The 19,265-nt window shown below is 74.0% G+C and carries 16 protein-coding genes; 13 read left to right on the top strand and 3 right to left on the bottom strand.

Translation table 11 applies throughout. The annotated features are described in order from the left end of the window. Positions 1–164 precede the first annotated feature (164 nt). The 6 genes from HUT19_RS06095 to HUT19_RS06070 all read left to right on the top strand — a co-directional run bounded on the left by HUT19_RS06095 (position 165) and on the right by HUT19_RS06070 (position 8,604). On the top strand, positions 165–1,085 hold the full coding sequence (locus HUT19_RS06095; protein WP_254886126.1) for an oxygenase MpaB family protein: 921 nt from the start codon (positions 165–167) through the stop codon (positions 1,083–1,085). Next, on the top strand, positions 1,067–3,328 hold the full coding sequence (locus HUT19_RS06090) for a serine/threonine-protein kinase (protein ID WP_176179464.1): 2,262 nt from the start codon (positions 1,067–1,069) through the stop codon (positions 3,326–3,328). The genes HUT19_RS06095 and HUT19_RS06090 overlap by 19 nt, the downstream gene beginning before the upstream one ends. A gap of 202 nt (positions 3,329–3,530) precedes the next feature. Beyond that, positions 3,531–5,105 (top strand): NAD(P)/FAD-dependent oxidoreductase, encoded by a 1,575-nt coding sequence (locus HUT19_RS06085; protein ID WP_176179463.1) that lies wholly within the window; start codon positions 3,531–3,533, stop codon positions 5,103–5,105. Between the two features lie 84 nt (positions 5,106–5,189). After that, positions 5,190–6,293, top strand: coding sequence for a nitronate monooxygenase (locus HUT19_RS06080; protein ID WP_176179462.1), 1,104 nt, complete (start codon positions 5,190–5,192; stop codon positions 6,291–6,293). Between the two features lie 30 nt (positions 6,294–6,323). Next, positions 6,324–7,883 carry an acyl-CoA synthetase gene (locus tag HUT19_RS06075; protein WP_176179461.1) on the top strand — a complete coding sequence of 520 codons (1,560 nt, stop codon included), beginning with the start codon at positions 6,324–6,326 and terminating at the stop codon, positions 7,881–7,883. A gap of 31 nt (positions 7,884–7,914) precedes the next feature. Beyond that, positions 7,915–8,604: an alpha/beta fold hydrolase gene (locus tag HUT19_RS06070; protein ID WP_176179460.1), complete on the top strand. Its 690-nt coding sequence runs from the start codon at positions 7,915–7,917 to the stop codon at positions 8,602–8,604. Between the two features lie 40 nt (positions 8,605–8,644). Here the strand turns inward: HUT19_RS06070 and HUT19_RS06065 are convergent, their stop codons facing one another. Beyond that, positions 8,645–10,606: a hypothetical protein gene (locus tag HUT19_RS06065; RefSeq protein WP_176179459.1), complete on the bottom strand. Its 1,962-nt coding sequence runs from the start codon at positions 10,604–10,606 to the stop codon at positions 8,645–8,647. A 155-nt stretch (positions 10,607–10,761) separates the two neighbouring features. Between HUT19_RS06065 and HUT19_RS06060 the strand changes: the two genes are divergently transcribed. After that, the gene (locus HUT19_RS06060) at positions 10,762–11,397 is read left to right on the top strand and encodes a chorismate mutase (protein ID WP_176179458.1); all 636 of its coding nucleotides are present in this window, start codon (positions 10,762–10,764) and stop codon (positions 11,395–11,397) included. Between the two features lie 147 nt (positions 11,398–11,544). On the opposite strand, the gene HUT19_RS06055 is transcribed toward HUT19_RS06060, so the two are convergent. Further along, positions 11,545–13,170 (bottom strand): acyl-CoA synthetase, encoded by a 1,626-nt coding sequence (locus HUT19_RS06055; protein WP_176179457.1) that lies wholly within the window; start codon positions 13,168–13,170, stop codon positions 11,545–11,547. A 211-nt stretch (positions 13,171–13,381) separates the two neighbouring features. Here HUT19_RS06055 and HUT19_RS06050 point away from each other — a divergent pair, with 211 nt between their 5' ends. From HUT19_RS06050 to HUT19_RS06030, 5 genes are all read left to right on the top strand, one after another. After that, the gene (locus HUT19_RS06050) at positions 13,382–14,188 is read left to right on the top strand and encodes a crotonase/enoyl-CoA hydratase family protein (RefSeq protein ID WP_176179456.1); all 807 of its coding nucleotides are present in this window, start codon (positions 13,382–13,384) and stop codon (positions 14,186–14,188) included. Positions 14,189–14,275: 87 nt separating this feature from the next. Then, the gene (locus tag HUT19_RS06045) at positions 14,276–15,241 is read left to right on the top strand and encodes a Zn-ribbon domain-containing OB-fold protein (protein WP_176179455.1); all 966 of its coding nucleotides are present in this window, start codon (positions 14,276–14,278) and stop codon (positions 15,239–15,241) included. Further along, a complete protein-coding gene (locus HUT19_RS06040) occupies positions 15,242–16,303 on the top strand; it encodes a thiolase domain-containing protein (protein WP_176179454.1) in 1,062 nt (353 codons plus the stop codon). It abuts the gene before it with no gap. Further along, complete coding sequence (locus HUT19_RS06035) at positions 16,300–17,466, top strand: thiolase domain-containing protein (RefSeq protein WP_176179453.1); 1,167 nt, start codon at positions 16,300–16,302, stop codon at positions 17,464–17,466. The genes HUT19_RS06040 and HUT19_RS06035 overlap by 4 nt, the downstream gene beginning before the upstream one ends. Before the next feature lie 81 nt (positions 17,467–17,547). Beyond that, positions 17,548–17,793, top strand: a complete 246-nt coding sequence (locus HUT19_RS06030; protein ID WP_176179452.1) for a DUF397 domain-containing protein — start codon at positions 17,548–17,550, stop codon at positions 17,791–17,793. A 63-nt stretch (positions 17,794–17,856) separates the two neighbouring features. Here the strand turns inward: HUT19_RS06030 and HUT19_RS06025 are convergent, their stop codons facing one another. Beyond that, positions 17,857–18,549 (bottom strand): maleylpyruvate isomerase family mycothiol-dependent enzyme, encoded by a 693-nt coding sequence (locus tag HUT19_RS06025; RefSeq protein WP_176179451.1) that lies wholly within the window; start codon positions 18,547–18,549, stop codon positions 17,857–17,859. A gap of 53 nt (positions 18,550–18,602) precedes the next feature. Between HUT19_RS06025 and HUT19_RS06020 the strand changes: the two genes are divergently transcribed. Further along, entirely contained in the window at positions 18,603–19,184 is a 582-nt protein-coding gene (locus HUT19_RS06020; RefSeq protein ID WP_176179450.1) for an ABATE domain-containing protein, read from the top strand. Positions 19,185–19,265: the final 81 nt, after the last annotated feature.

The following is a 19,265-nucleotide window of genomic DNA, read 5'->3' as shown; positions in this document are numbered from 1 at the left end:
GGCCCGGGCTAGCCTGGCCGCGGGAGGTGGTGGCCATGGGCGCGGCCCCGCGGCACGGCTCGTACAACACCGACACCCCGTACGGCAGGGACGGCTCGTACGGCAGGGACGGCTCGTACGGCACCGACGCCGGGCTCTACGGCCCCCGGTCGGTCACCTGGCAGATGCACGGCGACCCGATGATGTGGATCGCGGGGGTGCGCGCCCTGTACCTCCAGGCGCTGCACCCGCTCGCGGTCCGCGGCGTCACCCAGAACTCCGACTTCCGCGAGGACGCCTGGGGGCGGCTGCTCCGCACCGCGCGCTTCGTCGCCACCACCACCTACGGCACCACCGAGGCCGCCGAACGCGCCGGGGCCCGGGTCCGCGGCATCCACCGCAGGCTCTCCCTGACCGACCCCGCCACCGGCGCCCGGCACGGTGTCGACGAGCCGGACCTGCTGCTGTGGGTGCACTGCGCCGCGATCGACTCCTACCTCCATGTGGTGCGGCGCTCCGGCTACCCGCTGACCGACGCCCAGGCGGACGCCTACGTCGCCGAGAACACCGAGGCCGCCCGGCTGGTCGGCCTCGATCCCGCCGCCGTCCCCGCCGACACCGAGGAATTGGCCGCCTACTTCACCACGGTGCGCCCCCACCTCGCCGCCACCCCCGACGCCCGCGAGGTGGACGCCTTTCTGCGCAGACCTCCGGTTCATGCCCTGCTGGTCCCGGCGCGCGAGGCGATCTGGGGGCGCTTCGCCGCGCTGGCCTATGCCTCCCTGCCCTCGTACGCCCACGCCCTGTACGGCCGGCCCGCACCCGTGCCCGCCGTTGTCACCCGGCGGCTGAAGGCGGCGGGCAGGGCGCTGCGCTGCATTCCGCCCAGGGCACGGTGGCAGCTTCCGCCCAGACACATTCTGCGCGCCATGGAGCGACTTGGCCCCGGGACCCGTCCCTCGCCCTACAAACTCCGCAGAAACGCGGCCATACTGGACAGTGGGGACGGGCCGGGCGCGGCGAGACGCGCGGCCGGCATCCACGGGGGCGGTGGAAGGGGGAACCTTCCGCCGAAGGCAGGGGGAGAATGGCGGACACCAGGCTGATCCAGGGCCGGTACAGACTGCTGGACCTGATCGGGCGCGGGGGAATGGGCGAGGTGTGGCGGGCGCGGGACGACGCGCTCGGCCGTCGCGTCGCCGTCAAATGCCTCAGACCGCTGGGGCCGCAGCACGACCAGGCGATCACGGATGTGCTGCGCGAGCGCTTCCGGCGCGAGGCGCGGGTCGCCGCGGCGCTCCAGCACCGTGGGGTGACCGTGGTCCATGACTTCGGCGAGGACGAGGGTGTGCTCTTCCTCGTCATGGAGTTGCTCGAGGGCCGTAACCTCGGCCAGCTGCTGGAGGACAACAGACACCATCCGCTGCCGGTGCCGGATGTGCTGGACATCGCCGGTCAGGTCGCCGCGGCCCTCGCCTACACCCACCAACAGGGCATCGTGCACCGGGATCTGAAACCGGCCAACATCATGCGGCTCGCCGACGGCAGTGTGAAGCTCTGCGACTTCGGTATCGCCCGCCCCGGCCATGACCTCGGCCCCACCTCCCGGCTCACCGGCACCGGCGTGGCCATGGGTACACCGCACTACATGTCGCCCGAGCAGATCGTGGGCGGCGTCGTCGACCACCGCAGCGATCTGTACTCGCTGGGCTGTGTGCTGTACGAACTGGCCACCGGGGCACCGCCGTTCGACCTCGGCGACGCCTGGGCGATCCTGGTCGGCCACCGCGACACCCCGCCCGCCCCGCCGAGACTCCACCGCCCCGAACTGCCCGAGCGGTTCGAGCGGGTGGTGCTCGATCTGCTCGCCAAGACCCCGGAGCGCCGTCCGCGCGACGCCTCCGACCTCGCCGAGCGGATCGCCGTGGCGCGAACCGCCCGGTTCCCGGCGGTCGGTGAGGCCGTCCGGGTGCCGGTGCCGGGCCCACGGCTTCCGGCCTGGGCCCTGAGGATGACCACCGGCTCCCGGGCGGGCGGCCCGGACGCGGGACGGACCACCCCGCCGGAACCGCCCGCGGCGCTCACCGGCGCCTGGACCGGCCCCCGTCCCGTGCCCCACGCCGCGCCGCCGTGCCCGCCCGTCCCGCCCGCTCCGCCGGGCGCGCTCGCCGTAACACCCGCCGCCCCGCCGGGCGCGCGCGTTGCCGCGTGCGGGCCGGAGGCCGAACGGCTCGGTGAGCGGCATCAGACCGGGCTGCGTCTGGGATGGCTCGGCCGCTGGCGGGAGGCGGCCGAACTGCACCGCGCGGTCGCCGCCGAGCGCGAGCGGCTGCTCGGCCCCGACCATCCCGACACCCTCGCCAGCCGCTACGAGATCGCTTTCGCGTTGGGCCGCCTGGACCGCCCCGGCGAGGCACTGCGCGCGTACACCGAGGTCGCGGCGGCCCGCGAACGGGTGCTCGGCCCCGTTCATCCCGATACGCTCGCGGCCCGGCAGGAGACCGCGTTCACCCTCGGCCGCCTCGGCCATCACACCGAGGCCCACCGGATCTACACCGCCGTCCTGGCCACCCGTGAGCGGACCATGGGCGCCGAGCACCCCGACACCCTGCGCTGCCGCCACAACCTCGCCTTCAATCTGGGCCGTCTGGGTCACCATCAGAACGCCTACCGCCTGGCCTGCGAGGTGGCCGCCGCCCGGGCCCGGGTGCTGGGTGCCGAGCACCCGGACACCCTGGTCACCCGCTCCGAAGTGGCGCACGCCCTCGGGCGGCTCGACCGCTGGGAGGAGGCGCTGAGCGGCTACCGCGAGGTGGCCGCGGCCCGCGCCCGGACGCTCGGCCCCGACCACCCCGACACCTTCGCCGCCCGCTACGAGGTCGGTATCAGCCTTGGGCGGCTGCACCGCGCCCCGGAGGCGCTGATGGTCTACCGCGCCCTCGCCGCCGACCGCACCCGCGCCGAGGGCCCGGCGCACCCCGAGACCCTGCGCGCCCGGCACGGCCTCGGAGTCAACCTCGGCCGGCTCGGTCGCTGGGCGGAGGCCCTCGCCGAGGCCCGCGAGGTGTGCGCCCTGCGCGAGCGCACCCTCGGCCCGGACCATCCGGACACCCTGGTCAGCGAGAGGGAGGTGGCCGTGGCGCTCGGCTGGCTGGGCCGCTGGTCCGACGCGCTGGCCGGATACCGCCGGGTCGCCGGCGCCCGGGCCCGGGTGCTGGGCCCAGGCCACCCGGACACGGTGGCCAGCCGCACGGACGAGGCCCACTGCCTCGAACAACTCGGCCGCCACCCCGCACCGGCCGAGCCGCACCGCCCCGCATGCGCCGACCGCGGCGGCGCCTACGGCTGACCTGCCCCGGCGCCCCGGGCCGGGCCCGCCTGCTGCCCGGCCCCGTGGCGAGGGGGCCCGTCCGCTGCCCGGCACACGTGGTGGGGTGCGGGCCTGACGGGCCCGTCACCGCCGTGTCCCCCGCTCGACGCCGCCCCGTCTGCCGCCGCGCCGCGGCAGCCGTAGCCTGGCCGGGGGGATCGGCGCGTGCTAGGCAGAGGGCATGCCTCACCACGATGCGTACGACGTCGTCATCGTCGGCGGCGGCCACAACGGGCTGGTCGCCGCCGCCTATCTGGCCCGTGCCGGGCGCAGTGTGCTGGTGCTGGAGCGGCTCGGGCACACCGGGGGAGCGGCGGTGTCCACCCGGCCGTTCGCCGGGGTGGACGCACGGCTCTCGCGCTACTCCTACCTCGTCAGCCTGTTGCCACAGCGGATCGTGGACGACCTGGGGCTGCGGTTCGCGGTGCGCAAGCGCGCGGTGTCCTCGTACACCCCGGCCGTGCGGGACGGTCGGCCGACCGGGCTGCTGGTGGACACCGCGGGCAGCGGGCGCACCCGGGAGGCGTTCGCCCGGCTGACCGGCTCCGGGCGCGAGTTCGCCGCCTGGCAGCGCTTCTACGGGATGACGCGGCGCGTCGCCGAACGGGTCTTCCCGACGCTGACCGAACCGCTGCCCACCCGGGAGGCGCTCAGGACCCGGATCGGGGACAACGCGGCGTGGGAGACGTTGTTCGAGCGGCCCGTGGGGGAGGCGATCGAGGCCGCGTTCGAGGACGATCTCGTCCGTGGTGTGGTCCTCACCGACGCGCTGATCGGCACGTTCGCCCATGCCCATGACCCGTCGCTGCGTCAGAACCGCTGCTTCCTCTACCACGTGATCGGCGGGGGCACCGGTGACTGGGATGTGCCGGTCGGCGGGATGGGGGCGCTCACCGACGCGCTCGCGGACGCGGCCCGCGCGGCGGGTGCCCGGATCGAGACCGGACGGGAGGTGACCGCGATCGAAACCGACGGCACATCGGCCGAGGTGCGCTACGCGAGCGCCGCGGGCGAATCGGGCGACGCGGGCGAGGGCACCGCCGCCGCCCGGTATGTGCTGGTGGGCGCCGCACCGCGGGAGCTGGCCCGGCTGCTGGGCGAGCCGCCGCCCGCCCCGCCCGCCGAGGGGGCGCAGCTCAAGGTGAACATGCTGGTGCGGCGGCTGCCCGCACTGCGCGATCCGGACACCGATCCGCGCGAGGCGTTCGCCGGGACGTTCCACATCGCCGAGGGCTACGGCGCGCTGGAGGACGCCTACCGGCAGGCCGCCGCGGGCGAACTGCCGCACCGTCCGCCGTCGGAGATCTACTGCCACTCGCTGACCGATCCGTCGATCCTCGGCCCCGAACTCGCCGCGCGCGGCTACCAGACACTGACCCTGTTCGGCCTGCACACTCCGGCGCGGCTGTTCACGGCGGACCACGACGCGGCGCGCACGGCGCTGCTGGAGGCCACCCTCACCCAGCTCGACGCCCATCTCGCCGAGCCGCTGGCGGACTGTCTGGCCACCGACGCCGACGGCAGGCCGTGCATCGAGGCGAAGAGCCCGCTGGACCTGGAGCGTGAACTGCGGCTGCCCGGCGGCAGCATCTTCCACCGGGACCTGGCCTTCCCCTACGCACAGGAGGGCACCGGCCGCTGGGGGGTGGAGACCCGGCACGCCAATGTGCTGCTGTGCGGGGCGGGCGCGGTACGCGGCGGCGGGGTGAGCGGAATCCCCGGGCACAACGCGGCCATGGCCGTACTGGAGCGCTGATGGCGGACCCGGACCACAAGATTATCTGACGTCCCGTCAGAAAAGCTCTTCCCTCGTCCGGCGCCCTGCGGCATCCTGCCGCCCATGAGGACGGAGCTGAGCACACGGCTGGGCGTGGAACACGCCATCTTCGGCTTCACACCGTTCCCCGCCGTCGCCGCGGCGATCACCCGGGCCGGTGGGTTCGGGGTGCTCGGCGCGGTGCGCTACGGCGCGGCAGGGGACCTGGCCCGCGATCTGGACTGGATGGCGCACCACACCGACGGGCTGCCCTACGGCCTCGACGTCGTGATGCCCGCCCGCCAGGTGGAGGGGGTGACCGAGGCCGACATCGAGGCGATGATCCCCGAAGGCCACCGCAGATTCGTGGCGGACACCCTGGCCGGGCACGGGGTGCCGGAGCCGGCCGAGGGCGAGGCGTCCGGCTGGCGGATCACCGGCTGGCTGGAGAAGGTCGCCCGCAGCCAGCTCGAGGTGGCCTTCGACCACCCCGTCAGACTGCTGGCGAACGCACTCGGTTCACCGCCCGCCGATGTCGTCGCCCGCGCCCATGACCACGGCGTCCTGGTGGCCGCGCTCGCGGGCTGCGCCCGTCACGCCCGCCGCCACCAGGAGGCGGGTCTCGACGTCGTCGTCGCCCAGGGCTACGAGGCGGGCGGCCACACCGGCGAGATCGCCACCATGGTGCTCACGCCCGAGGTGGTGAGCGCCGTCGACCCGCTGCCCGTGCTCGCCGCCGGAGGCATCGGCAGCGGTGAACAGATCGCCGCCGGGCTCGCACTCGGCGCCCAGGGCGTCTGGCTCGGCTCGGTCTGGCTCACCACCGAGGAGGCCGAACTGCACTCCGCCGCCCTCACCCGCAAACTGCTCGCGGCCGGATCCGGTGACACCGTGCGCTCCCGCGCCCTCACCGGCAAACCCGCCCGCCAGCTGCGCACCGCGTGGACGGACGCCTGGGACGACCCGGACGGACCGGATCCGCTGCCCATGCCGCTCCAGGGGCTGCTGGTCGCCGAGGCCGTCTCCCGTATCCAGAAGTACGAGGTGGAGCCGCTGCTCGGCACCCCGGTCGGCCAGATCGTCGGCCGGATGAACACCACCCGCAGCGTGCAGGCCGTCGTCGACGACCTGACCCGAGGATTCGAGCGTGCCATCGACCGCATCAACCGCATCGCCGGACGGGCGTGACCGGACGGGCGTGAGGAGGGCGAAGGACCGATGAGCGAGATCCCGCACGGCTTCTGGGCCCAGGCCGCACAGGAGCCGGACCGTACCGTCCTGGTGGCCCCCGACGGCGAGGAGTGGACCGCGGGGCGGCTGCACGCCGCGTGCAACCGGCTCGTCGCCGGACTGCGCGCCGCCGGGCTGCGGCGCGGCGACGCGTTCGCCGTCGTGCTGCCCAACGGGCCGGAGTTCCTCACCGCCGCGCTCGCCGCCACCCAGGCCGGGCTGTATCTCGTACCGGTCAACCACCATCTGGTCGGCCCCGAGATCGCCTGGATCGTGGCCGACTCCGGCGCCAAGGTGCTCATCGCCCACGAGCGGTACGCGGACCGCGCCCGCGCCGCCGCCGACCGGGCCGGGCCGCCCGCCGCTCACCGCTACGCCGTGGGCGCCATCGAGGGCTTCCGTCCGTACGCCGCACTGCTGGACGGCCACTCCGGGGAGCCGCCCGCCGACCGCGAGCTGGGCTGGGTGATGAACTACACCTCCGGCACCACCGGCCGCCCCCGCGGAATCCGGCGTCCGCTGACCGGGAAACTCCCGGAGGAGAGCCATCTCGGCGGCTTCCTCCGCTTCTTCGGCGTCACCTCCCGCGCCGAGGAGCCCGACCACGTCCACCTGGTGTGCTCACCGCTCTACCACACCGCCGTCCTCCAGTTCGCGACCTCCTCCCTGCACATCGGCCATCCCCTGGTCATCATGGACCGCTGGACGCCCGAGGAGATGCTGCGGCTCATCGACACCCACCGCTGCACCCACACCCATATGGTCCCCACCCAGTTCCACCGGCTGCTGGCGCTGCCCGAGGAGGTCCGCCGGTCCTACGACGTGTCCTCGATGCGCCACGCCATCCACGGGGCCGCGCCCTGTCCCGACCACATCAAGCGCGCGATGATCGACTGGTGGGGCCGCTGTGTCGAGGAGTACTACGCGGCGAGCGAGGGCGGCGGCGCCTTCGCCACCGCCGAGGACTGGCTCAAAAAGCCCGGCACAGTGGGCAGACCGTGGCCCATCAGCGAACTGGCCGTCTTCGACGACAACGGCGAACGGCTCCCGGCCGGGCACGTCGGCACCGTCTACATGAAGATGAGCACCGGAGGCTTCTCCTACCACCAGGACGAGAACAAGACCCGCAAGAACCGCATCGGCGACTACTTCACCGTGGGCGACCTCGGCCTCCTCGACGAGGACGGCTATCTCTTCCTGCGCGACCGCAAGATCGACATGATCATCTCCGGCGGGGTCAACATCTATCCAGCCGAGATCGAGGCCGCGCTGCTCACCCATCCCGCGGTCGCCGACGCGGCCGTCTTCGGCGTACCCCACGACGACTGGGGCGAGCAGGTCAAGGCGATCGTGGAGCCGTCCGAGGGGCACGCGACCGGACCCGCGCTCGCCGACGACCTCCTCACCCACTGCGCACAGCGGCTCGCGGGCTTCAAACGCCCACGGTCCGTGGAGTTCATCGCCGAGATGCCGCGCGATCCCAACGGCAAGCTCTACAAGCGGCGGCTGCGCGCACCGTACTGGGAAGGACACGAGCGCCCCATGTGACCACCGGTAAACGAGCCGTATCCTCTGCTCCATGCACACACTTGACACGGTCGAGGTGGACGGGATCGAGCTGGCGTACCGGGTGTGGGGCGCCGCGGGGGATCCGGCCGTCCTGCTGCTGCACGGCCTCGGCGAGGGCGGGGTCGACTGGCTCACCGTCGCGCCGCGGCTCGCCACGGGCCGCCGGGTGTACGCGCTCGACCTGCGCGGACACGGTGTCAGCGACTGGCCGGGGGACTACGCCCTGGAGCCGGTGCGGGACGACGTCGCCGGATTCCTGGCGGCCCTCGGCCTGGAGTCCGTCACGGTGATCGGACACTCCTACGGCGGGGTGGTCGCCTATCTCCTCGCCCAGAGCCATCCGCACCTGGTGGAGCGGCTGGTGCTGGAGGACGCCCCGCCGCTGCTGCCCCAGGATCCGCCGCTCCCGGTGCCCCCGCGCCCCGCGGGGCGGCTGGTCTTCGACTGGGCCGTGAAAACCCAGTTCACCGAAGCGCGCAACACCCCCGACCCCGGCTGGACCGAGGGGCTTTCGGCCATCACCGCCCCCACGCTGGTGATCGGCGGCGGACCGGCCAGCCATATCCCCCAGGAACTGCTGGCCGACATGGCCCGGCGCATACCCGACTGCCGTCTGATCACCATCGACGCGGGCCATCTGGTCCACCAGCAGTGCCCCGAGGAGTTCCTGGCCGCCGTCGGCGCCTTCCTCGAGCCGTAGCGTCCCCCGGGCGCCTCCTCGGGGCCGCGGACGCCGGGGCTCACAGTTCGGGCGGCGGGCTCACCCGGCCGAAGTCCGGGCGGCCCCAGGGGAGTCCGGCGCGCTCACAGCCGCGCCGCAGCTCCTGGGGATCCGGCACATGGACGCTCTCCTTGCGGATCACCTGGCCCGCGGTGGACCACACGTACAGCGACTCCTCACCCTCGTGGCTGTCCACGGCGACACCGCCGACCGCGGTGCGGGGGTGCGCCCACGAGGTGCCGCCCCGGCCGCCGCGGGCGGCGAGCCGGACACCGTCCGGGCCGAGCACCACGGCGGGCCGCCGCAGGTCGTGGAGCAGGCCGAGCAGCCCGCCGAGCGCGAGCCCGGCGGGCAGGCCCCAGGCCAGCCAGGACATGCCACCGTCCACCAGATGACGCAGCTTGACGCCGAGGATCGCGGCGAGGGCCGCCCCGCCCGCGGCGCCGCCGCCGTAGTACCACCAGCGGGTCGACGCGGGCATGGATACCACAACCGGCCCGCCCGGCCCGCCCGTGCCGGACCGCGGGCCGGGCGGAGGCGGTGGCTGGGCCGCCGTACGGTCCGGGACCGGATACGCGGCGCCCGCCGCCAGGGAGGCGAACGCGGCCGAGGAGTACGCGTCGTGCTCCGGGTCGGTCAGCGGATAGCCGAAGGTACGGGCGCGCTCCCGCAGTTCACTCCGGGAGATCCGCAGCGCGGCCAGCGGGGCGTACAGCGCCTCGGTGCCGTCCGCCGACCGCACCCGCAGCCAGGCGTGGCCGGAGCGGGTGTGCACCTCCAGCGCGCCCACCCGCGGGCGCGGAACGCGCACCGCGCCGCTCGGGCCCTCCCAGCCGATGTGCTCGGCGGCGAGGGTGAACCGGCCGTCCGGGACGGCCTGGTGGGGCAGGAAGCCGGGGTCCAGGTCGTAGGCGCTGTCACCGTCCGGCGCGTCCTCCAGGACGCGGTAGCCGCGCGAGCGCAGGACGGACAGCAGCTCGGCCCACGGGAGATCACCGGAGTGCGCGGTGCCCAGCAGGGTGAGGTCATGTCCGTAGAACTGGACGGCCACCGAGGTCCGGGTGGTGCCGGTGGCGGTCTCCTCGGTGATCCGCTCCGGCACGACCGCGGCGATCCGGTCCGCGGACAGTTCGACGGCGCCGAACCACGGGTCGTTCACCCTGATCGACCGCGGCCCGATCGTCCACCGCACCGGCGGGAGGCGCAGCGACCGCGCGTACGAGCCCGCCGTCCACACCAGCACCAGCACGGCGCAGGCGTTGATGCCGGTCACCCGCTCCGGGACCGCGCCGTCGGACGGCACGGCGGCCACCGCGAGCGCGACCAGGCCCGTCAGCAGCGGGACCAGACGGCCCGCGAACTGCCGCGTCCGCACCTCGCGTCCGGGCCGTACCAGCTCCACCGTGTCCCCGGCGGCCGCGGGCAGCGGGCCCTCGGCCGCCGCGCCGAGCAGCGCCGCCTCGCGGCGGGAGAACCGGGCCTCCCAGCGTGCCGCCTGGCCCGGTGCCGCGTCCTTCTCGTCGGCCAGCCGCAGCGGGATGCCGAGCCGTCGCAGCGCGAGATGGAGCGGGAACGCCGACATCCGCATCCCGGTGGCCCCCGAGACGCTCAGGTCGCCGATCCTGCCCGCCCCGTAGTCCAGCGGTCTGCGCAGGGCCAGTTCCGGCACGGTGAGGACCAGCGGCTGGGCCGCGGTGAAGACATGCGTCGTCACATTGCGTCCGCCGCGCAGCTTGTGCAGCCCCAGCTCGGTCACCCGCCAGCGGACCGGTGGCCGCAGCCGTGCGACGGCGGCGGCCAGTGCCCAGCACCCGAGCGCCACGGCGAGCGGGACCAGCACCCGGGTCAGCGGGTCGTCGCCCAGCGCGTACGCGGTACCGGCCGCGGCCAGGGCGGAGAGGGGCGGCAGCCAGGCCGGGGCGAAGACCCGCGGGCGTGCGTTGCTCTCCAGCAGCGAGGGCGGATGCGAGGACTGGGACATGGGCGGGCTCCCCGTTGCGCGCTGTGTGCGATCACGGCCGTGAACGGCCGCCCATATCGTGCCAGAGGCCGGTGGGCCCTACGCTCGCCCCGGTGCCGGAGCACCGACCGACCGCTGACCAGCCGCTGACCGACCGCCGAGAGAAAGGTCCGCCCGTGCGAGCGTCCCCGTTCCCGCGCGCCCCGCGCCGTCCGCTGATCGCTGCCCTCACCACCGCCGTACTGGCCACCGGGGCGGCCGCCGCCGTCGCGGCCCCGGCCGCCGCCGCGCCGGACCGCCCCGCCACCGCCCCGTCCCGGCTGCTGCCGCTGGCGGAACTGTCCGCCGACCGGCTGCTGATCGCGGACGAGGTCGCCGCCGCCAAGTTCGGCACGGACAGCCCGGTCGAGGACCCCGCGCGGGAGCGTCAGGTCCTGGACGCGGTCGCCCGGCAGGCCACGGAGCTGGGCGCGGACCCCGCGGCGACCGTACGGATCTTCCGCGACCAGATCGAGGCGGGCAAGATCGTGCAGCGCGGCCTCCACCGCCGCTGGGAGGCCGATCCGTCGCAGGCGCCCACCGAGCGCCCCGATCTCTCCCGGGTCCGGCTGAAGATCAACCGGATCAACGGCGAACTGGTGCGGGCCATCGCCGAGTCGGCCGCCGCGCGCACCGCACCCTCGTGCGCGGGACGGCTGACGGCCGGGGCGGTGTTCACGGTCCATGAGAAACGGCTGGACGCCCTGCACACGGCCGCCCTGGGGCGCTCGCTGCCGTCGGTGTGCGAGCGCGGGCCGGCCGCGACGCGGTGATGCGCGCCCCACAACACGTAGGTTCTGTCCGGTGGATCTTTGAGGGTCAGCCCGCGGCGTCTGGTGCGGGGGCACCTCCCAGCGGTAGGCGTCGCGGGCCCGATAAGGTCCACCATCCACCGGACAGGGCCGAGCCGCCTGGGCCGTTCAGGCGCCGGTCGCCGTCGCGGCGGCGGCCGTCGCCCGCGCCCAGCGGTAGTCGGCCTTGCCGCTGGGGGAGCGCTGGACCCGGTCGGTGAAGACGACGGTACGGGGGATCTTGTAGCCCGCGAGCCGGGTGCGGCAGTGTTCCCTGACCGCGTCGCCGGTCAGGGACGTCACCCCGGCCCGGGGCTGGACGACGGCCGCGACCCGGTTGCCCCAGCGCTCGTCCGGAACGCCCGCCACCAGCGCGTCGTACACGTCCGGATGGGCCTTGAGCGCCTGTTCGACCTCTTCCGGATAGACCTTCTCGCCACCGGTGTTGATGCACTGGGAACCGCGTCCCAGCACTGTGATCACACCGTCCTCGTCGACCGTCGCCATGTCCCCGAGCAGCACCCAGCGTTCGCCGCGCGCCGCGAAGAAGGTCTCGGCGGTCTTCCTCGGGTCGTTGTAGTAGCCCAGCGGCACATGGCCGTGCTGGGCGAGACGGCCGGGCACCCCGGGCGCGGCGGGCTCCAGTGTCACCGGGTCGACCACGGTCGTACGGGCGTTGACCCGCAGCCGGAAGCCCTTCTCGGGGCCGGAGTCCGCGGTGGCCGTGCCGTTGAAGCCGGATTCCGAGGAGCCGAAGTTGTTGAGCAGCGTGGCGTGCGGCACCAGTTCGGCGAACCGGGCGCGGACGGTCTCCGACAGGATCGCGCCCGAACTGCTGACGGCGATCAGCGAGGAGCGGTCGAGGTCCTCCAGGGGGCCGCTCAGCGCGTCGACCAGGGGCCGCAGCATCGCGTCACCGACCAGCGAGACGCTGGTGACCCGCTCCTTCTCGATCGTCCTCAGCACCTCCTCCGGTGTGAACCTGCGGTGCAGGACCACCTTCTGACCGTAGTGGAAGGCGATGAACGCGGTGAGGGTGGAGGTGCCGTGCATCAGCGGCGGGGTGGGGAAGAAGACCAGGCCCTCGCCGCCCGCCGCCACCCGCTCGGCCAGTTCCTCCGGTCGGCCGACGGGTTCGCCGGTCGGCGCCCCGCCGCCGAGTCCGGAGAAGAAGAGGTCCTCCTGACGCCACAGCACCCCCTTCGGCAGTCCGGTGGTGCCGCCGGTGTAGATGATGAAGCGGTCGTCCGCGGAGCGCGGTGCGAAGTCGCGCGCGGCCGGGCCCGCCGCCTCGGCCTCGGTGAACGGCACGGCCGACACCGGGCCCGGGCGGTCGCCCTCGCCGACCCGCAGCAGGTGGCGCAGGGTGGGCGTACGCGGCACCGCGGCGGCCACCCGCTCACCGAACTCGGCGTCGAAGACCAGCGCGGCCAGGTCGGCGTCACGGTAGAGATGGACCAACTCCTCCGCCGTGTAGCGGTAGTTCACATTCACCGGCACCGCGCGGATCTTCAGACAGGCCAGGGTGGTCTGGAGGTACTCCACCCCGTTGTACAGATGGAGTCCGACGTGTTCACCGGGCCCGATCCCGCTGTCCCGCAGGTGGTGGGCGATCCGGTTGGCCGCCTCGTCGAGCCCCGCGTAGCTGAGCCTCCGCTCCCGTCCGGTGCCGGGGTGGTCGAGGTACACCAGGGCCTCCCGCCCGGGCACCGTGTCGGCGACCGACTCGAACAGGTCGGCAAGGTTGTACTCCACGGCTCCTCCTGACCTGGTACCGGGACGGGCCCGGCGCTCATCGCCGAGGCGGGCCCGGCGCTCATGACAGAGGCGGGCCCGGCGCTCATTACAGACCCGTGGGGGAGAGGTGGGAAGGGCCGCGGCCAAGAAATCTGACTGGACGTCAGATAACTCTTGAAGTCGCTCCCCGCCTCCTGCAACCTGTTCACGTCGAGACGGGAGGACTGCCGTGACAAGCGGGACCGAACACCTCGTGGTGCAGCGCGTCGGCGCCACCCTCGTACTCACCCTCAACCGCCCCGAGGCGAAGAACGCCCTCTCGCTGCCGATGCTGGTCGGGCTGTACGACGGCTGGCTCGAGGCCGACGCGGACGACACCGTGCGGTCCGTGGTGCTCACCGGCGCGGGCGGTGTGTTCTGCGCCGGAATGGACCTCAAGGCGCTCGCGGACGGTGGCCGGATGGCCGGAGAGCACTACCGCGACCGCCTCAAGGGCGACCCGGACCTCCACTGGAAGGCCATGCTGCGCCACCACCGGCCGCGTAAACCGGTGATCGCCGCCGTCGAGGGCCACTGTGTCGCGGGCGGCACCGAGATCCTCCAGGGCACCGACATCCGGGTCGCCGGGCGCGGCGCCACCTTCGGCCTCTACGAGGTGCGCCGCGGACTCTTCCCCATCGGCGGCTCCACCGTGCGGCTGGCCCGGCAGGTGCCGCACACCCACGCCCTGGAGATGCTGCTCACCGGACGCCCCTACGCCGCCGAGGAGGCCGCCCGGATCGGGCTGATCGGCCATGTCGTCGAGGACGGCGCCGCGCTGGACAGGGCCCTGGAGATCGCCGGGTTGATCAACGCCAATGGCCCCCTGGCCGTCGAGGCCGTCAAGGCGTCCGTCTACGAGACCGCGCGGATGACCGAGGCCGACGGACTGAAGTCGGAACTCGAGCGCGGCTGGCCGGTCTTCGGTACCGCCGACGCCACGGAGGGCTCCAAAGCCTTCGCCGAGAAGCGGCCGCCGGTCTACCGGCGGGCCTGAGCGGCGGCCGTGCCCCCCCCCGTGCGGTCCCGCGCATCCGACCGGTACGGGCTCCCGGACAGACTCCGGACAGAAGGAGACCCACCCATGACCCCGGCTTCCTCCTCCGAGGCCCTCCGGGCCCCCCTGGTCGTCGAGTTCCCCTTCACCCGCTCCCTCGGACCGGTCCAGAGCGCCTTCCTCACCGGGCTGCGCGAGCGCACCGTGCTCGGGGTCCGCACCACCGACGGCCGGGTGCTCGTACCGCCCGTCGAATACGACCCGGTCACCGCCGACGAACTGCGCGACCTGGTCCAGGTCGCCCCCACCGGCACCGTCACCACCTGGGCCTGGAACCCCTCCCCGAGCCGCGGCCAGCCCCTGGCCACGCCCTTCGCCTGGGTGCTGGTGCGGCTCGACGGCGCCGGCACCGCCCTGCTGCACGCCCTCGACGCACCCGGGCCGCGGGCCGTGCACACCGGTATGCGGGTACGGATCCGCTGGGCCTCGGCACGCACCGGCGCCATCACCGACATCGCCTGCTTCGAACCGGACCCGGACCAGCCCGCCGCCACCGGCGAACCCGCCCCGCACAGCGGTGAGTTCACCGATCCGGTGCGCGGGATCGTGGCACCCGCGCGCCTGGACTACACCTACGCGCCCGGCCGCGCCCAGACACGCTTCCTCGCCGCGCTCGCCGGGCGCAGGACCGTCGGGGAACGCTGTCCGTCCTGCCGCAAGGTCTATGTCCCGCCCCGGGGCGCCTGCCCCACCTGCGGTGTCGCCACCGCCGAACAGGTGGAGGTCGGCCCGCACGGCACCGTCACCACCTTCTGCATCGTGAACATCAAGGCCAAGAACCTGGACATCGAGGTGCCGTACGTCTACGCGCACATCGCGCTGGACGGCGCCGGGCTCGCCCTCCACGGCCGGATCGCGGGCATCCCCTACGACCAGGTGCGGATGGGGCTGCGGGTGGCACCCGTATGGACCGAGGACGGCCGCTACCCCGACCACTACCGGCCCACCGGCGAACCCGACGCCGACTACGACACCTACAAGGAGCTGTTGTAGATGCGAGAGGTTGCCATCGTCGCCTTCGCGCAGAGCGACCACCGGCCCGACACCGCGGACGTCTCCGAGGTCGAACTGCTGCTGCCCGTCCTGCGGCGGGTGCTGGACGACGTCGGGCTCACCACCGGCGGGATCGGCTTCACCTGCTCCGGCTCCTCCGACTACCTGGCGGGCCGCGCCTTCTCGTTCACCATGGCCCTGGACGGTGTCGGCGCCTGGCCGCCGATCTCCGAATCCCATGTCGAGATGGACGGCGCCTGGGCGCTGTACGAGGCGTGGACCAAACTGCTCACCGAAGAGGCCGACACCGCGCTCGTCTACTCCTGCGGCAAGTCCTCGCCCGGCAATCTGCGCGAGGTACTGACCCGCCAGCTCGACCCCTACTACCTCGCGCCCCTGTGGCCGGACTCGGTCTCCCTGGCCGCCCTCCAGGCCCAGGCGCTCATCGACGCGGGGGAGACGGACGAACACGCGCTGGCCGGGGTCGCGGCCCGCGCCCGTACCGCCGCCGAGGACAACCCGCATGCCCAGCTGGCCGGTTCGGCCGAGCCCGCGCGGCTGCTCGACGCCCCGTATCTGGTCCGGCCGCTGCGCCGCCACGACTGCCCGCCGATCGGCGACGGCGCGGCCGCCGTCGTCCTCGCCGCCGGGGACACCGCCCGCCGGCTGTGCCGCCGCCCCGCCTGGATCCGCGGCCTCGACCACCGCGTGGAACCGCACGCCCTGGGCGTACGCGATCTCACCCGCTCCCCGTCCACCCGGCTGGCCGCCGAACGGGCGGGCGCCTTCGACTCGCCCGTGGACACCGCCGAGCTGCACGCGCCGTTCACCTCGCAGGAGGTGATCCTCCGCCGGGCACTGCGGCTCGGTGAGGACGTCCGCGTCAGCCCGTCCGGCGGTGCGCAGGCCGCCAACCCCATGATGGCCGCCGGGCTGATCCGGCTCGGGGAGGCCGCCGCCGCCATCCACCGCGGCGGCTCCGACCGGGCCCTGGCCCACGCCACCTCGGGCCCCTGCCTCCAGCAGAACCTGGTGGCGGTCCTGGAAGGAGACCCGCAGTGAGCAAGGAGCCGGTGGCCGTCGTCGGAATCGGCCAGACCCAGCACACCGCTGCCCGCCGGGACGTCTCCCTGGCCGGGCTGGTCCGCGAAGCCGCCCTGCGGGCCCTGGCGGACGCCGAGTTGACCTGGGCGGACATCGACGCCGTGGTCATCGGCAAGGCCCCGGACTTCTTCGAGGGCGTCATGATGCCCGAGCTGTACCTCGCCGACGCGCTCGGCGCGGTCGGCAAACCCCTGCTGCGCGTCCACACCGCGGGCTCGGTCGGCGGCTCCACCGCGCTGGTCGCCGCCAACCAGGTGGCCGCCCGGATCCACCGGACCGTGCTCACCCTCGCCTTCGAGAAGCAGTCCGAGTCCAACGCCATGTGGGGGCTCTCCCTGCCGGTGCCGTTCCAGCAGCCGCTGCTGGCCGGGGCGGGCGGCTTCTTCGCACCCCATGTGCGGGCGTACATGCGGCGCACCGGGGCGCCCGCCGGGACCGGTGCGCTCGTCGCCTACAAGGACCGCCGCAACGCCCTCCGCAACCCCTACGCCCATCTGCATGAACACGGGCTCACCCTGGAGCAGGTGCGGTCCTCCCCGATGCTGTGGGACCCCATCCGCTACTCCGAGACCTGCCCCTCCTCCGACGGCGCCTGCGCCATGGTGCTCACCGACCGCGCCGGGGCCGCCCGCGCCCCGCGTCCGCCCGCCTGGATGCACGGCGGCGCCATGCGCAGCGAGCCCACCCTCTTCGCGGGCAAGGACTTCGTCTCCCCGCGGGCCGGACGGGACTGCGCGGCCGACGTCTACCGGCAGGCCGGGATCACCGATCCGCGCCGTCAGATCGACGCCGTCGAGATGTATGTGCCGTTCAGCTGGTACGAGCCGATGTGGCTGGAGAACCTGGGCTTCGCCGCAGAGGGCGAGGGCTGGAAGCTGGTGGAGTCCGGGGCGACCGAGCTGGACGGCGAACTGCCGGTCAACCCCTCGGGCGGGGTGCTGTCCACCAACCCCATCGGGGCCTCCGGCATGATCCGCTTCGCCGAGGCCGCGCTCCAGGTGCGCGGCGAGGCGGGGGAGCACCAGGTCGAGGCGGCGTACACGGCCCTCGGCCACGCCTACGGCGGGGGCTCCCAGTTCTTCTCCATGTGGGTGGTCGGGGCCGCGCCGCCCGCCGGTTGAGCGTACTTCTTTCGTGGCCTGTGCGGCACCGGCCGGGGTCGCTAGGGTGGTGCGCGGACGACGATCCGGGAGGAGCCAGGCGTGGCCGAGATCACCACCACCGAACACCCACTCACCTCCGGCTGGGAGAAGCCCGACCTCGACCTCAAGGGCGCCCAGTGGCGCTCGAGCAGCCAGGGCGTGGGCGATGTGGAGATCGCCTTCGTGGAGGGGTTCATCGCGATGCGCCACGGCCGGCGCCCCGAGGACCCGGCGCTGATCTTCACCCCGGCCGAGTGGCGCGCGTTCGTGCTGGGCGCGCGCGACGGCGAGTTCGACCTCACCTGAGCCCGGACCGCGGCAGGGCCGCCCGAACCGCGCGGGCGGCCCGGCTGTCGGTGTTTCGCACCGTCACGGCCAGGGCGCAAGCTCCGGCAGCGGCGCGGGGCCGCTGTCCAGCGGCCCGGGGACCTCGCGTCCCGCCAGCCACGCCGTCAGATCGCCGAGCCGCCCCCGTACGGTCAGCGGCGCCCCGGTCCCGGACTCCCGCCGCTCCGGCCCGTCGGTGGCCTCCAGCGTGAGCCGTACGCCCTCGGGGGCGCGCGGGGCCAGGAAGTCCAGCACATGGACGCAGAACGCACGCGGCCAGTCGCCGGGCCCCCGGCCGAGCCGCAGGTCCGCGGTGTGGATCTCCAACTCCCGCCACCACGCCCGCAGCACGGCCGCCACATCGCTGTCGCGGTGCCGCACGGGCCGCGCCCAGTCCTCCGCGCCCACCGCCGTCCACGCGTCCTCCGTCACCGCGAGCGCGCCGGCCACTGCGGTGCGCAGTGCGTCCGCCGTACGCGGCGCCCCCGCCTCGATCGCGGCGTCCCGGGCCGGGCGGCCCCCGTCGTACACCTCGACCAGCTCGCCCTTCAGGGCGTAGCGGACCTGCCGGGCGAACGCCCGCCCCACCCCCTCGATATGCGACAGCACATGCGCACGGCTCCAGCCGGGCAGTGCGCTCGGCTCGCGCACCGAACGCTCCGTCAGACCGTCGAGCAGAGCGCGCAACCGTGCGTGTCCCTCCAGGACTTCGGCGCGCACCTCGATGTGGTCCATGCGATCCCCCTGGTCCTTGGCTAATGGATACGGCGAGAGATTAGCATTAGGTCATGTCCGCACAACGGCTCGCCGTCGCCCTCGTCGTCACCCGCCACCACGACGGCAAGGGCGGTGTCGCCGATGACCTCGAGACCACCGGCGGACTCACCGCGTGGGTGCGGGAGCACACCGGACCGCTGGGCGACGCCCTGGACGCCCGCGCCTTCACCGCCGACCCCGAAACCCTCGCCGCCGTACGGGAGTTGCGCGGCGCGGTGCGCACCCTGTTCGCCCATGCCGTGCGCACCGGCCCGCCCGGGCCCGTGGACACCGGCGCACTCGACCGGCTCAACGCGGCGGCCCGCGCCGCGCCGCGGGCGCCACGGCTGGAGTGGCCCGACGGGGGCGCGCCCGCGGTGCGTACGGTCCGGACGGATGCGGCGCCGGAGCGCGACCGGCTGCTCGCGGCGCTCGCGGGGGACGCGATCGCACTGCTGGGCGGGGAGGAGCGGACACGGCTGCGGGCGTGTCCCGCACCGCGCTGTGTGCGCTATTTCATCAAGGAGCACCCGCGGCAGGAGTGGTGCAAGCCCTCCTGCGGCAATCGCGCCCGGGTGGCCCGCCACCACCGGCGCCACCGCGCCGCCGAATAGGTGCCTCCTCGGTGTCTTCTCGGTGTCTTCTCGGTGTCTTCTCGGTCTTTCCTCGGCGTTTCCGCACGGCGAAGGGCCGGT

The sequence above is a fragment of the Streptomyces sp. NA02950 genome (genome assembly GCF_013364155.1).
Classification (GTDB): Bacteria; Actinomycetota; Actinomycetes; order Streptomycetales; family Streptomycetaceae; genus Streptomyces.
The sequence above is the reverse complement of the archived record's forward strand: the minus strand, read 5'-3'. Positions and strand labels throughout refer to the sequence as shown.